This is a genomic window from Bacillus sp. TH25 (assembly GCF_016650935.1).
In the GTDB taxonomy this organism is placed as follows: Bacteria; Bacillota; Bacilli; order Bacillales; family Bacillaceae_G; genus Bacillus_A; species Bacillus_A mycoides.
The window spans coordinates 211,613-225,662 of sequence record NZ_JAEKEU010000008.1; the positions used below are offsets into that span (position 1 = coordinate 211,613).

Here is a 14,050-nt window from a genome sequence, read left to right on the forward strand (position 1 = left end):
GGAGGATAAAGATGAAATTCAAAAATGTTTTATTATCGATACTTTGTATTTTCGTATTTGCATTAACAGCGTGTTCGAGTAACACCAATGGAAAAGAAGAGGGCAATGGAAAATTAAAAGTTGTAACTACATACTCCATTATATATGATATGGTGAAGCAAATTGGTGGAGATAAAGTTGAGATTCATAGTCTTGTTCCGATTGGAGCTAACCCGCATGAATATGATCCATTACCAAAAGATGTTATGAAAATGACAGATGCTGATATGGTGTTTTACAATGGATTAAACCTAGAAGAGGGCGGAGCATGGTTTAAAAAACTATTGAAAACCGCAAATAAATCAGAGAAAGATGCACCTGTTTATAAAGTAAGTGAAGGTGTAGAGGCTATTTATTTAGAAACAAAAGGATTAGAAAAAGAACCAGATCCACATGCATGGATGAATATTAAAAATGGTATTTTATATGCTGAAAATGTAAAGAAAGCATTAATTAAAGAAGACCCTAAAAATAAAGAGTTCTATACTGAAAATACCGATAAGTATATAACAGAACTTCAAAAATTACATGATGAAACGGTGAACAGAATTCATCAAATACCTGAGGAAAAACGTTTCTTAATCTCTAGTGAAGGTGCTTTTAAATACTTTGGAAAAGCATATGACATTAAGACGGGATACATTTGGGAAATTAACTCAGAAAATCAAGGTACTCCAGATCAAATTAGAGATGTTGTAAGTTTAATTCAAACAAATAAAGTTCCAGCATTATTTGTAGAAACAAGTGTAGATCGACGTAGTATGGAAACTGTTTCAAAAGAAACAAACGTACCGATTGCAGGTACAATTTTTACAGACTCACTAGGTAAAACAGGTGAGGATGGAGATACGTATTTGAAAATGATGAAATGGAATATAGATACAATTATTAATGGGTTACAAAAGTGAAATCTATCTGTTTTTCAATGTAGCGTAACTATTGAAGATTTTTAAAATAAGAGAAAAAAGGCCAACTCCTAGGAGTTGGCCCTTTCGTTTATGTATTATGTTTTAATTTTCTATGTTTAATAATTAGGATATATCAAATGTAAATCGGATGTAATTGTACAAAATTATTTAGTTTAAGTCGCGATATATAATACACGCCTCATTGGTCCATTTGATCTAAATCGTCCAGTGAATAATAGCCTAAATCCCGAATACATAAATCGCCAGGTCGTAATGTTGCTAAACATTCTGTTCCAAAGGTCTTATCAGTGTTCTTACCTGGTTCAACTTGAAAATTTAAAACCTGTCCACTATGTAAATCATATTCTAATTGAATCTTTATACCTGCTGTTTGTGCACAACCATCCGATCCAGGATACACACTAGCTAAATGTTTTGGCACTTGAAAAATCGTCGCATCTAAAATACGAATCTGTTGAAAATAGGTAATTGAAGAGCTTGGAATCACTGATGTTTCACAAACTTTATTTTTTAATAATATAGAGAAGATATGTTTTAAAAAGCAAACAGCCTTCTTATTGAAGTGTTTATTTAGTCCTTCTGGACTCATAAGAGTTCCTGTAACAGCATGAAGTTGACTACACAGTCGAACTAAGGAATCACTCGCTACAAGTTGACTAATCCATACACAAATAATAGCTAAATCACGTCCTGAAAATTTACGCTTTCGTTGTACAAAAGCTAGTTCTCTAGCGAGTTTTTCTAAAAATGATGGGGTAAGATGTTGATGTAATTCTTCAGCAAATAATTGTAGCTCGCTTCGAATCGAAAGATTCATAAAAATCTCATCCTTTCTAATAATCAAGCTTGTTTAGAAAGAATAACGTTTTTTTATACCTGAGGATAGTGAAAACTTCACGTCTTTCTTACAAATATCGTGAATTCATTTCAAATTCGCACAGTTTTCTGTTAATTAAAGGAGACAAACTTGGATATATATGCTAACATCATGGAGGAATTGTAAAGGAAACTGGAAAAATGGAGGTAATTATGAAAACTTTCATATATATGGTTAGACACGGAGATTCACCAAAGTTTGGAAAAGAAGGAACAAGAGGATTAACTGAAAAAGGAAAATTAGATGTTCAACGAATAACAGATATATTACAAGGTGAGGGAATCGACGTTGTTATCTCAAGTCCATACAATCGTTCAATTCTAACTGTTCAGCAGTTAGCGAAGCAAATAGGACAAGAAGTTTTAGTATTTGAAGACTTAAAAGAGAGAATCTTTATTGCTGAAGAGGAACGAATGTCGGATAAAGAATTATTTCCTTTGATAAAAAAGTCATTTTTAGACCCCGACTTTGCTTTAACGGGAGGAGAGTCTAATGTCGACTGTCAGAAACGTGCTATAAAAGTCTTAAAAGAATTATTAAACACCTATCGAGGACAGAAAGTAGTATTAGGCACTCATGGAGCTGTAATGACTTTGATGATGGGGTATTATGACAGTAAGTATGATTTGAATTTTTTACTTCAGACATCAAAACCAGATATATATAGAATGGAATTCAACGGGCAGGAATTGGTGGAAGTTAAAAGATTGTGGGAAATTTCATAGAGTGACTTTATTCATCCGTAGCTTCCCAAAATGACGTGTATTATAAGAAAAAGGGTTACTGCGGTAACCCTTTTTCTTATGGCACTGACGGGGATTGAGTTCAACAATCTAAAAAATTCGGTTTCTTAGCGTACAAAATTCACGTTTTGTTCTTGCTATCCCGAGGTGAAATGGGAGGGAATGTTTTTGGACAGGATATCTTTAAAGTTATTTTTTAAATCAATCCTATTTTTTTTCATATGCGGTATTGTAGTTTGTTCTATATTTCAGATTATTTTTGTCTGGAGTGTTTCGACAGGATTAGGGAGGGATGATATAGTCGGATTTTCTGATAATAAGTATGTAATTGGCCGTCCACCTGTTAGCTATAATTTATATAAAAAAGATAGTGGAGAAACTATATTAGATAATGTTAATGGTTATAAAAAGGGAAAAACTAAAAGTTATGTTCGAAATGAAGTTGAATTTGTAGTGATAGATGAGATAAAGGGTAGCTATGAATTGTATAAAATAGAAAATGCTTCAGAAAAGGAGATAGCATGGCTGAAAGAAATGAAGAAATTAGAATAATAGAGACTATCTGAAAGGTAAAGAAGCATACTTGTTATTGTTAGATTTAAAAAATGGTTTAGACTGATAACTGAGTTTTATTTCATGAAAAGAGTCAGTATTAAAATAAAGTATTAGGGGGTCAGTCCGATCGCCATCAAGCTACTATTTTGAATCACCACCAAAACAAAAATTTTATCTCTCGACAGTTATATAGGAGAATTAAGCTCATTTTTTCGTTTTGGGGTGAATCTGTTTTCTTAAGTTGATGGACATGTGGCTGTACCCTATATTAGAAAAAACGATACTTTGATGCAAAGTTATGGTGCATGCAAGAGCATTACAGTTCTATCACCAATTCTTTTTTTGATATAATAGATGTGAAGCAGAAAATAGAAAGATACTGCTAGTCATTTATACTTAAAAGGTAGGGAGATTGAACAGAGTTATGGGGACAGAAAAAGAAATTAGTTCCGCTAAATTAATATGGAAGATGACGCGCCCGCATACATTAACGGCGACGTTTTCTCCTGTAATTTTAGGAACAGTAGCATCACTGTATGTTACAGACATTCATTGGCTTTTATTTATTGCGATGATGGTTGCATGTTTAGCATTGCAAATAGCAACGAACTTATTTAATGAGTATTATGATTTCAAACGTGGATTAGATACCGCTGATTCTGTTGGCATCGGTGGTGGAATTGTCCGTCATGGATTGAAACCAAAAAATGTGTTAACAGTTGCGCTTTTATTGTATGTGGTAGCAGCAATTATTGGAGTTTATATTTGTATGAATAGCAGCTGGTGGTTAGTCGTCATTGGTTTAATTGGGATGGCGGTTGGCTATTTATATACAGGTGGTCCATTACCAATTGCGTACACTCCTTTTGGAGAACTAGTTTCTGGATTGTTAATGGGGACATGTTTTGTACTCATTGCTTTCTTTATTCAAACGAATACTATAACGATTGAAAGTGTATTGATTTCCATTCCAATTGGAATTTTAGTTGGTGCAATCAATATGTCGAATAATATCCGAGATATCGAAGAAGATATTAAAGGTGGAAGAAAGACATTAGTAATCCTCCTTGGAAGAGAGAAAGCAGTAGTAACACTAGCTGTAGCCTTTTTCATTGCTTATTCATGGATCGTGGTAATTGTATTGATGGGTTATTTAAGCCCTTGGGCATTAGTTATGTTCCTAGGTTTGAGAAAGCCAATCTCTGCAATTCAAAGTTTCCAAAAAGGAGCAAAGGATCCCGGATATATGCGCATCGCAATGAAATCAACAGCGATGACAAATACGATTTTCGGCTTCTTATTATCAGCAGGATTATTAATCAGCTACTTGTTTTAAATAAAAATATTGTTAAGTAACTTAACCCCAATTTCTCAATTTTAATTTAGAGAGATTGGGGTTTTTATTTTGAGTTTGTTTAATGTTGTAAACTATTTTCATTTGAAATGCAAATACCAATAAATTGCAACTTCATCACTTGTCATATCCAAACATTTATAAATAAGAAAATCAAATCCACCTATTACAAATCCACATTTTTCATAGAACTTACATGCTGCGACATTATTATTTTGCGTTTCAAGCATGATACCGGGCATGTTGGCTTCTTTTGCCCATTGCTTTGCTTGATCAACTAATCTTTTACCAACCCCGAGTGTACGATGTTTTTTATCCACCGTTATATCTTCTATGTAAGCATAGTGATTCCAATTCTTTTTCAATACTATTAATCCGATGATTTGGTTATGTAACAGTGCTATGTAAATTACTTGATTGGGCTTATTTATATATTCATTGTACGCCAGTTCTTCATTATCATTTTGTAAATAACTTTTTTCATAACTCGGAACGTCTTCTACTGTATATTCTATGCGTCTATTTACTTTTGAAAGAGAAAGAATTAACCGAGCATTCACTATAAAACTGTCATCAATCTCCGGGTGATTGTCTAAATCATTTGTTTCTAACTTTCTAATTAAAAGGCTCATCGTGATACCTCCCAAATCATATTATTTCTTCTGGTTCTTTATGTGATTCAAATTCATTCCAATTACAAAATTATAATGGAATTTCAATAGTAAGGATATCTCTGCATTTTATCTTTATATTAGCATGCTATTATCTTGATATAGCTATGTTGCATGTAGTAGTGATGGAAATAGTGAAAGGTTTTTAATTGGTTAAAATATAAAATGAACTATTTCTTCCTAACAATAAAAATAATCATGGAGAAGATAAAAGATGCAAAGAACAATATTAATTGTAGAAGATGAAGATATTTTACGTGAAATAATGAAGGATTACCTACTAAACGAAGGATATAACGTCTTAGAGGCGATTGATGGGAAAGAAGCATTATCTATATTTGAAGAACATGAGGTACATTTAATTATTTTAGACATTATGTTACCGGAATTAGATGGTTGGGCGGTCTGCCGGCGAATTCGTAAGAAATCTAATGTACCTATTATTATGCTAACGGCTCGGGTGGATGAAGATGATACCTTACTCGGATTTGAACTGGGAGCAGATGATTATGTTACAAAACCATATAGTCCTCCTATTTTATTGGCAAGGGCAAAACGATTAATTGAAAGCCGATATTCTTCCACTATTAATGTATCTACTGCAGACACATTAACTAGTAGTGGTATCCATGTACATTTCCCTTCTCGTACAGTAACTGTAGATGGGGAAGACATAAGTATGACACATACAGAGTTTGAAATATTAACGTATTTAATGCAAAATCAAGGGATTGTAATTTCGAGAGAACAACTAATCACTAAAATTTGGGGTTATGAATTCGCTGGGGATGATCGTACTGTTAATAGTCATATCCGTAATTTGCGTCATAAATTAGGGGAAAAAGCGACTTGTATTGTAACCGTTGTGCGAACTGGTTATAAATTTGAGGGACAGGTATGAAAAAAGGAATTGTATTAAAGTTATTTATATTAACTACGGCATTATGCACACTTATTTTAGTGACTATTTTTATTGGGCAAACCATATTTTTTAAGCAATATTATTCGAATCGAAAAGTTAATGATATTAAAACGAATATTCAATCCTTTGAAAAGGCATATATAAAAGCTGGAGATGACGCGAAAAGGATTCAAGAGTTGGAACAAAATTTCTACCAAGATAATGCGACATGGATTACAACGCTAGATAGGGTAGGGAATATAAAATATGCAAGTGATTTTTCTTTAGAAATTCAGCTAGATCCTAACGAAAATAAGACCTTTTCTGAACGTTTAATTCAGATACCGTTGTATAGTTTTATCAATTTAGAAGATATACAAAGGATAAAAGATAGTTTAGAACAGGGGAGTCATATTATTATCGATGGAGTGCAGGAAGGTGATGCAGTAGTCCCTGCGATGTTAACAATAAAAGAGAAGAATATTGGTTTGGAGAACAAGCAGTTGTCAGAGAAGTTATATGGCCCAAAAATCGCATCTTCAAAAGAAAATTCACAGTTATATTTAGCAGGAAGTATTAAGAACGTGCAGTTACCGGAGGGTACTGTAGGAACTAACTCTATTTATGGAAATCGTGTGTTAATAGATAGAATAAAACAATTTCAGGTTGATTTAATATTAAATCAAAAACCAAATAATATTACTTCTACAGAAATAGTGGATTATGAGGAAAATGATATTAAATATAAACTATTAATCAAACCAACAATAGATGCAGATGGTAAGGTAAATTATATATTTGCTATGACATCATTGCAACCAGTTGATGAAGCTGTGCAAATGATAAAGGATTATTATGTATATTTAATTATCTTTGTTTTGATTTTAATCGTTTTGATATCGTTCTATTATTCAAATAAAATCGCCAAACCACTATTACAAATAAATGATACTACAAAAAAAATTGCAGGTTTAGATTTCTCTGAGACGATACCTATTACTACAAAGGATGAAATAGGTGATTTATCACAAAATATTAATACACTTTCTAAGGCTTTGCATTCGTATATTAATCAATTGCAGCAAGATATAGAGAAAGAAAAGCAATTAGAAAATACACGTAAAGAATTTATCGCGGGTGTTTCACATGAGTTAAAAACACCTTTAAGTATTATGAAGAGCTGTATTTCAATTTTGGAGGATGGTGTTGCTAGTAATAAAAAGGATTATTACTTTAAAGCAATGTCAAAAGAAGTAGATAAAATGGATATGCTTATTATTGATATGCTGGAGTTAGCAAAATTCGAGTCTGGTACGTATAAGATGGAAATGGATGTTTTCCATATTGATGAGATGATTGATTATATATGTGAGCAATTAACCTCGGATATAACAGCTAAGCAATTACATGTCCATAAACAACTTTCTAAAATTGAGGTAGTTGCAAATCCACATCGAATAGAGCAGGTGGTGACTAACTTTATTACGAATGCGATTCGTTACACACCAGAACAGGAGAATATTATTATTTCTACAATAGAAGAGAATGAACGTGTAAAAGTATGTGTAGAAAATAAAGGAGCACATATTGAACTAGAACATTTAGAGAAAATATGGGATCGTTTTTATCGAGGAGATACGTCTCGTCAACGCTCCAAAGGCGGAACAGGATTGGGCCTTGCTATTTCAAAAAATATATTAGAACTGCATGACGCGGAATATGGTGTTTCGAATACAGAAGATGGAGTGTTATTTTTCTTCTACTTAAATAAAAACGTGTAGAATTTTCGTTCTACACGTTTTTATCATTTTTAAACAAAATCGACATTATCTGCATTTTATCTTTATCCGTCTCTATTAATCTATTTATTGTAGATACCGGTTGAAACTAATGATTCAGTCGAGTAAAGGCTCAGCCTTATAAATAATGAATATGGAAAATTAATAGGGAAAGGATCGAAAAATAATGAAAGAATCACAAAGTAAGAAAAAAACAAGTCGATTAACTAAGGTAATAATATCTCTAGGAGTTGTTTTAGCAACGACCTTTTTCACGTTCTTTTTAATTGGAAAATGGCACTCTATCCCAGCGAAGGGAGTAGCTAATGAAAGTATGAAACAAGTTAATACGCAACAACAAGAAAAGAAAAAGGAAACATCATCAGCAAAACAAAAAAGACCTGATGGAAAGCCAGTAGGAAAAGTTGTTTATTTAACATTTGATGACGGTCCTAGCGAATTGACTGGGAAATTTTTAGATGTACTAAAAGAGCAAAATGTTGCTTCGACATTTTTTATGCAAGGTAGCAATTTACAAAATACAGGTTTTCAGGAAAATGTAAAACGAGCAGTAAAAGAAGGGCATTATATTGGTGCACATAGTATGACACATAATAGTGATAAGTTATACAAAAAAGGACAATTTGTACCAGAGATGAAAGAAACGTTAGATCTTATCCATAATATTACGGGTACAACTCCTAAACTAGTCCGTCCACCATATGGATCTGCACCAGGATTAAAGGGTGAAGAAATTCGTAATCAAATTGTAGAAGCAGCAATAAAAGTTTGGGATTGGACAATAGACTCAAATGATTGGAAGTTAAAAGATAATCCAACTCAGATTATCGAAAATGTAAAGAAACAGACAACAGAAGAAGTAGAAGTTGTTTTAATGCATGAAAAGGCGCAAACATTACAAGCTCTTCCTGAAATTATTAAATTTTATAAAGAGCAAGGGTATGAATTTGGGGTATATAATGATGAAGATCATTTTCGTCTAAACTTCCAGAAAGATCAACGTCTATAGTGAACGTGGTTATCTTAACAAGGTGTTTTTTATTACTAAATCAATAACTAAGCCAAAAGTCGATTTCCTATACGATAAAGAAATCGACTTTTTCTTTATGAAATTTTACTTTGTGTATGAAGCCTGTGTTTTAGGATGAATATATTGAACTCATTTTAAAACGGCATTTGAGGGCTCGTATTATTTTTTCTAAATTTATTAGTTAAGATTATTCGACAATTATATAAATAATAATTTAAAGTATAAAATATACACATCTTAGGGAGGGCATATATGTGAAGAAGTGGATGAAAATTGTTCTTTACTCTTTACTAGGTATTTTACTTATAGGAAGTATTACGTTTTTGACTTGGTCTCAGTTTACTTATAAACCAACGAAAGAGGCTTTGTCGTTAGTAGATGATAAAAAAGATGAAGGTAATATAGTATTTGGAGAGAAAGATGCTAAAATAGGGGTTATTTTTTATCAAGGAGCTAAAGTAGAAGCTGAGGCTTATAGTTACTTAGGAAAAGCTCTTGCAAAAGAGGGGCATGTTGTAGTAATGCCTAAGTTACCATTAAATTTAGCGATACTTGGCATCAATGCAGTAGACAGTGTAATTGAACAGTATCCTGAAGTTCAAAAATGGTATGTTGCGGGGCATTCAATGGGGGGAGCTATGATTTCTAAGTATGCTTTTCAACATGAAGACAAGGTAGACGGGATCATTTTCTTAGGTTCGTATCCTGCAGATGATTTTTCTACCAAATCGATTCCGATGTTATCAATTTATGGGGAAGTAGATGCTTTAGCAACTGTAGAAAAAATAGAGAACAATAAAAAGTTAATGTCAAAGAATACAACTATGCACATGATAAAAGGCGGAAACCATGCTCATTTTGGCATGTATGGTGAGCAAAAAGGTGATAATGCGAGCTTAATTACATCAAAAGCACAACGAGATGAAACAGTTAAAGTAATTGAACAATGGTTATTAAAACAATGATAACTAATTTAATAAATTTACCGAAATAATGCTCCTTCCTCAAAGGAGCGGTAATCAAGAGCCAGCTCATACGAGTAGGCTCTTTTATTTATCCCGCTATTTGCCAGGCAGTAAGACTCCCACTGATTAAAGTTTCACTTTATCTTCTATCTCCAATTGCCCCCTTATTTTCTCCGGAATGTCCTTTTCAGAAATAACGTCGTAAGAATAGACATACTTTCCTTTTACATGAATTTTTAAGTAAGTTTTTCTTATGAAATCATTAGGAGTATTAGTTCCTACTGTATATTTGTTCTCATTCCTTGCTTCATCAACACCTTTTAGGGAGTACATAGCTCTTCCTTTATGATGATAATCTGGAACGCCATATCCCTTCGCAATGGCGTATACATTTTTTTCTTCAGCAATCGGATTAAATCTGTCCAAATCCCCGCGTAATATGAAAGGTAGTAAGTATATAGGAAGGCTTATTCCTATTATGCAAAGTAAAAATTTCTTCATGATTGTTTCTCCTCTTATGTATTTACATTTTTCAGTATAGAAAAAACTTCTTATGAATATAGAGGGAAACTCCTTAAGTTTTTCTTAAATATGTTTTTAAATTCTGGCTATTTTAACCAGAATTTTCATGGGAATATCTTTGATAAGAACCAACGTTCTTTGTTTGGGAGTGATAACCTTGGATAATCATTCTCTTTTACCAAATCGGATTATTTTATGTGTAGATCTTCGTAGCTTTTATGCGAGCGTATCATGTATTAAAAAAGGACTCGATCCACGTTATACAAAATTGGCTGTCGTAGGAGATGTAAATCGGAGTGGCTCGTTTGTACGAAATATCGAAGCTTCCAGATATTATTATTGTGAATCCAATTATGCATACGTATATGAAGTGTTCAACTTACATAACAGGTTTAGCTTTACAATATGTTGCACCGGAAGATTTTCATCAATATAGTATCGATGAGTTTTTCATGGATATGACCGCAAGTATTCATTTATTTGCGAGTAATCCGTGCGAATTCGCATTAAAGTTCAAGCGAGAAATATATGAACGTACACGGATCGAAAGTACGATTGGTATTGGGCCAAACTTATTATTGAGTAAAGTAGCTTTTAAAACATAAGAACAAGCTATTAGAAAGTGAAAATGAGCACTTAAAAACACAACTAAAAAAAGAATTAGGAAAAGTGTATGGAAATTTATAAATATGTGATGTTGTCGTATCAGTTTTAAGATAACACACTTAATAGAGCCAGTGGCTTTGAACACTTTTATTTTGAGAGAAAAGAATTTAAATCATAATGATACATATTAAAATCTTTTGCAAATATCTCTTGAACCAACTGAATTGTTTCTGCATCATAAAAACTATCATAAGTAGGTAATCGTGGGAAAAGAGGGGTTGTGATATCACCGTCTGCATAAACTCCTTTGTAAATCATCTTACTCTCTTGATAATGCCAAGATTTTGATAACAGATCTAATGGTGATTTTTTTAATTTATATATTTCTTCTAGTTTCGAAGTTCCTGTGTTGAAATTTTCTAGATAAATATAGTTCGTAACGAATTCCTCTTCTCCTTGTATATATTGTTGTGTAAAGTGAGGATCTACTTGATCTAATTTGGTCATGTGTGCTTTTAAATAATACAAAAATAGTTTAAAGGAAATGGGTTTATTGCAGGTTTCATCACCATACAGAAATTGTCGAATGGGTTTCCATGCGGGATTCTCAAAATTTGGTGGCGGAATCAGAGCAACAAAAGAACTTACTGCTCTTCTATAAGGATTTCTTACTAGTTTGTAAGTATTCTTCTCTTTAGTTTGTAATCCACTAGCTAATTGTGCTAAATAATGTGTAGAGTTTTTATATACTTCATACTCATAGTTGTGAATGAATGGGTTGTATTTTATCGCTTCTTTAAATAAATTAATTTGATAAAAAAACCAGTGGGCTAGCGAAGTACAACCGCTTTTTTGGCTCCAAAATAAGATTAGGGGAAAATCTTTATGGAAATGAGGGACACGCCCTTGCTTGTATATAAAATTATATAGTTCTGTATGATCCATTTTGAACCTCCATTCTTATATAGCAAAAGCATAAAACGCTTTCAATAAGCGATAACTAACTTTAGTCCACTGATACAAAAATGATAGCTAGAAATACTTGAAGGGGTTTAACGGGAATCTTAGTGGAGAATTTACTACCAAGTATGACACCTGGGATAGAACCAATGATTAAATGAATTAACAAGAGATAATCTACGTTGCCTAAATTCATATTTAGTATGCTTGCAACCGTCACTAATAAAAAAGCATGTGTAATATCTGTGCCTACTAACTCGGATGGTCTCAGTTGATATAAATATATCATTGCAATAGCGAATAAAGAGCCTGACCCCACAGAAATAAGTCCCACGATAAAACCGAGTATTGCACCAATAAGAATTGTTAGGCTCTTTTTTTGTACCATAGTCTGTCTTTGAAAATAATTTTGTGTAGATTCATTATAGAAAAATGCCTTTATTAAAATAGAAATTGCCGCAAGGATTAGAACATATCCTAATATATACTTTATAATTCCTTCTCGACTATAGTGAAAGATCGGTAAGAAATGAATCGTTACTACTGCGATAATTGCACTAGGTATACTCCCAATAGCTAGATATTTTACTAGTCTAAAATTGATGGTCTTCTGTTTCCAGTGTTGGGATATTCCAAACATTTTAGTAATAGAGTTATATACTAGATCAGTTCCAACAGCTACAGAAGGACTTATACCTAATGTTAGAAGAAATGGAGTCAGTAATGCGGCCCCACCTATCCCTGTTACTCCAACCAATCCCCCTATGATGAAACCCATCATTATAATAGAAATACTCATTATAATTCCCCTTCCATACCGCTGGCTTTTAATAGTGGTTTTCGCTTTTAAAGAGACTCTATGCATAGTGGGGGGGATAGGTATATTAGTTAAAAATTAATTTCATTCTTTGTATATCCATATGCTTCAAAATCGTCATTATATATTTCTGAAACAAGCTTTAGAGCTTCTTCATCATAAAAACTTCGATAGGTTGGTAATGAAGGGGATTTTGGATTTGTAATATCTCTATTTGCATAGTTTCCTTTATAAATCATTTGATGTGCCCTATGATGAGTGGAGTTTGTAAGGAGTAATATATCAGAAGAAAGTAATCCATATTCTTTCTCCAGCTCCGGAATTATTGTATTAAAATTCTCTAGTTTTATATTTTGTTTGATGACCTTTTCTTCCCCCACAATATATTGTTGTTTTCAGATTCATAGTAATGAATGAACGGTGCATATTTCATTGCTTCTTCATATAACCCAATTTGGAAGAAAAACCAATTCGTCAGGGAAGTTCAACCGCTTATGTGACTCCAAAATAAAATTATAGGGAAATCCTTATGATAGTGCGGAATCCGTTCGCCATACTCAATCAATTCTTTAACAGTGTCCTTCATTATTTATGATATTTCATACTGGCATTTATAACGAACGCTTAAATATAATGGTAACTACTCATACTATTGTATTTAAACATTACTGTAAAGGTACTCATTTGCATATAAAATCCCAGTGTATTAAAAATAACTTATATATGTACCTGAATTTTCTAAGCATATCGAAACGTAATAATTACTTATCAAATTTTAAAATATAGAATCTGTTATAAGGAGAATTATGTATGAAGATATGTGTACAAAGATAGAGGTATTAATATCACTACAATAATTTATAAAATGTCTTGATAATATGGTCAAGTGGCAACCGTTTGTCAGTATGCCAGGGCAGTTCGCCCATATTAAAGGAATGATATATGAGCAAACAAAAGTCCCGCGTCCAATCTTGACGCAAGATGCAAAGGAAATGATTGAAAATAAGCTGCTATGTTCATTTTTAGGTGAGGAAGAGGTTTTACAGACATATTATAAAAATGGCTATCTATATAAAAATTACATAACAGTAGCTGATATAAATCCATTAAATAAGACGCTTACTTGTACCGGATGCTTTTCATAATCAAAGGGTATTTAAGTTTGGTGATGTAATTGAAGTGAATTAGAGGGGGAGAAATAAAAATAATTATCTCTTCCTAACTTAATTATATCATGTAAATCAAGTTCGAAATAGACTGTTTATTCTCATTTACTACTGCT

11 protein-coding genes and 5 pseudogenes are annotated in these 14,050 nt (G+C 32.6%); 10 read left to right on the plus strand and 6 right to left on the minus strand.

The window, feature by feature from the left end; all coding sequences use genetic code 11:
* The first annotated feature begins 11 nt into the window (after nt 1–11).
* On the plus strand, nt 12–947 hold the full coding sequence (gene mntA, locus JFT89_RS04080) for a manganese ABC transporter substrate-binding protein/adhesin MntA (RefSeq protein WP_201039480.1): 936 nt from the start codon (nt 12–14) through the stop codon (nt 945–947).
* A 202-nt stretch (nt 948–1,149) separates the two neighbouring features.
* On the opposite strand, the pseudogene JFT89_RS04085 reads toward mntA, so the two are convergent.
* Nucleotides 1,150–1,785 (minus strand): annotated as a pseudogene (locus JFT89_RS04085) (IS4 family transposase); the annotation flags it as partial.
* A gap of 212 nt (nt 1,786–1,997) precedes the next feature.
* On the opposite strand from JFT89_RS04085, the gene JFT89_RS04090 reads away from it, so the two are divergent.
* The 3 genes from JFT89_RS04090 to menA all read left to right on the plus strand — a co-directional run bounded on the left by JFT89_RS04090 (nt 1,998) and on the right by menA (nt 4,479).
* Entirely contained in the window at nt 1,998–2,570 is a 573-nt protein-coding gene (locus tag JFT89_RS04090; RefSeq protein ID WP_002165482.1) for a histidine phosphatase family protein, read from the plus strand.
* Between the two features lie 186 nt (nt 2,571–2,756).
* On the plus strand, nt 2,757–3,140 hold the full coding sequence (locus JFT89_RS04095) for a hypothetical protein (protein ID WP_078185938.1): 384 nt from the start codon (nt 2,757–2,759) through the stop codon (nt 3,138–3,140).
* A 427-nt stretch (nt 3,141–3,567) separates the two neighbouring features.
* Complete coding sequence (gene menA / locus JFT89_RS04100) at nt 3,568–4,479, plus strand: 1,4-dihydroxy-2-naphthoate polyprenyltransferase (protein ID WP_002066251.1); 912 nt, start codon at nt 3,568–3,570, stop codon at nt 4,477–4,479.
* 98 nt (nt 4,480–4,577) lie between these two features.
* On the opposite strand, the gene satA is transcribed toward menA, so the two are convergent.
* Entirely contained in the window at nt 4,578–5,129 is a 552-nt protein-coding gene (satA, locus tag JFT89_RS04105; protein WP_002066252.1) for a streptothricin N-acetyltransferase SatA, read from the minus strand.
* Between the two features lie 253 nt (nt 5,130–5,382).
* Here satA and JFT89_RS04110 point away from each other — a divergent pair, with 253 nt between their 5' ends.
* The 4 genes from JFT89_RS04110 (at nt 5,383) to JFT89_RS04125 (ending at nt 9,863) form a co-directional block, all read left to right on the plus strand.
* Nucleotides 5,383–6,069, plus strand: coding sequence for a response regulator transcription factor (locus tag JFT89_RS04110; RefSeq protein WP_201039481.1), 687 nt, complete (start codon nt 5,383–5,385; stop codon nt 6,067–6,069).
* Nucleotides 6,066–7,850 carry a sensor histidine kinase gene (locus JFT89_RS04115; RefSeq protein ID WP_201039482.1) on the plus strand — a complete coding sequence of 595 codons (1,785 nt, stop codon included), beginning with the start codon at nt 6,066–6,068 and terminating at the stop codon, nt 7,848–7,850. The genes JFT89_RS04110 and JFT89_RS04115 overlap by 4 nt, the downstream gene beginning before the upstream one ends.
* Before the next feature lie 184 nt (nt 7,851–8,034).
* A complete protein-coding gene (locus tag JFT89_RS04120; protein WP_201039483.1) occupies nt 8,035–8,877 on the plus strand; it encodes a polysaccharide deacetylase family protein in 843 nt (280 codons plus the stop codon).
* A gap of 275 nt (nt 8,878–9,152) precedes the next feature.
* Nucleotides 9,153–9,863: an alpha/beta hydrolase gene (locus JFT89_RS04125; protein WP_201039484.1), complete on the plus strand. Its 711-nt coding sequence runs from the start codon at nt 9,153–9,155 to the stop codon at nt 9,861–9,863.
* Between the two features lie 126 nt (nt 9,864–9,989).
* On the opposite strand, the gene JFT89_RS04130 is transcribed toward JFT89_RS04125, so the two are convergent.
* A complete protein-coding gene (locus tag JFT89_RS04130) occupies nt 9,990–10,364 on the minus strand; it encodes a YxeA family protein (RefSeq protein ID WP_033706989.1) in 375 nt (124 codons plus the stop codon).
* Between the two features lie 178 nt (nt 10,365–10,542).
* Here JFT89_RS04130 and JFT89_RS04135 point away from each other — a divergent pair.
* Nucleotides 10,543–10,978 (plus strand): annotated as a pseudogene (locus JFT89_RS04135) (Y-family DNA polymerase); the annotation flags it as partial.
* 160 nt (nt 10,979–11,138) lie between these two features.
* Here the strand turns inward: JFT89_RS04135 and JFT89_RS04140 are convergent.
* The 3 genes and pseudogenes from JFT89_RS04140 to JFT89_RS04150 all read right to left on the minus strand — a co-directional run bounded on the left by JFT89_RS04140 (nt 11,139) and on the right by JFT89_RS04150 (nt 13,354).
* The gene (locus JFT89_RS04140) at nt 11,139–11,936 is read right to left on the minus strand and encodes a sulfotransferase family 2 domain-containing protein (protein WP_002066259.1); all 798 of its coding nucleotides are present in this window, start codon (nt 11,934–11,936) and stop codon (nt 11,139–11,141) included.
* Nucleotides 11,937–11,977: 41 nt separating this feature from the next.
* Nucleotides 11,978–12,750: pseudogene (locus JFT89_RS04145) on the minus strand (sulfite exporter TauE/SafE family protein).
* An 89-nt stretch (nt 12,751–12,839) separates the two neighbouring features.
* Nucleotides 12,840–13,354: pseudogene (locus JFT89_RS04150) on the minus strand (hypothetical protein).
* Nucleotides 13,355–13,646: 292 nt separating this feature from the next.
* Between JFT89_RS04150 and JFT89_RS04155 the strand changes: the two are divergent.
* Nucleotides 13,647–13,956 (plus strand): annotated as a pseudogene (locus JFT89_RS04155) (YolD-like family protein).
* The last annotated feature ends 94 nt before the right edge of the window (nt 13,957–14,050 follow it).

What these genes read in the sequence shown, in the direction of transcription:
- JFT89_RS04115 (WP_201039482.1), top strand. Translation starts at nt 6,066, where the DNA reads ATGAAAAAAGGAATTGTATTAAAGTTATTTATATTAACTACGGCATTA.
- JFT89_RS04140 (WP_002066259.1), bottom strand. Translation starts at nt 11,936, where the DNA reads ATGGATCATACAGAACTATATAATTTTATATACAAGCAAGGGCGTGTC.
- JFT89_RS04090 (WP_002165482.1), top strand. Translation starts at nt 1,998, where the DNA reads ATGAAAACTTTCATATATATGGTTAGACACGGAGATTCACCAAAGTTT.
- JFT89_RS04130 (WP_033706989.1), bottom strand. Translation starts at nt 10,364, where the DNA reads ATGAAGAAATTTTTACTTTGCATAATAGGAATAAGCCTTCCTATATAC.
- JFT89_RS04110 (WP_201039481.1), top strand. Translation starts at nt 5,383, where the DNA reads ATGCAAAGAACAATATTAATTGTAGAAGATGAAGATATTTTACGTGAA.
- menA (WP_002066251.1), top strand. Translation starts at nt 3,568, where the DNA reads ATGGGGACAGAAAAAGAAATTAGTTCCGCTAAATTAATATGGAAGATG.
- mntA (WP_201039480.1), top strand. Translation starts at nt 12, where the DNA reads ATGAAATTCAAAAATGTTTTATTATCGATACTTTGTATTTTCGTATTT.
- JFT89_RS04120 (WP_201039483.1), top strand. Translation starts at nt 8,035, where the DNA reads ATGAAAGAATCACAAAGTAAGAAAAAAACAAGTCGATTAACTAAGGTA.
- satA (WP_002066252.1), bottom strand. Translation starts at nt 5,129, where the DNA reads ATGAGCCTTTTAATTAGAAAGTTAGAAACAAATGATTTAGACAATCAC.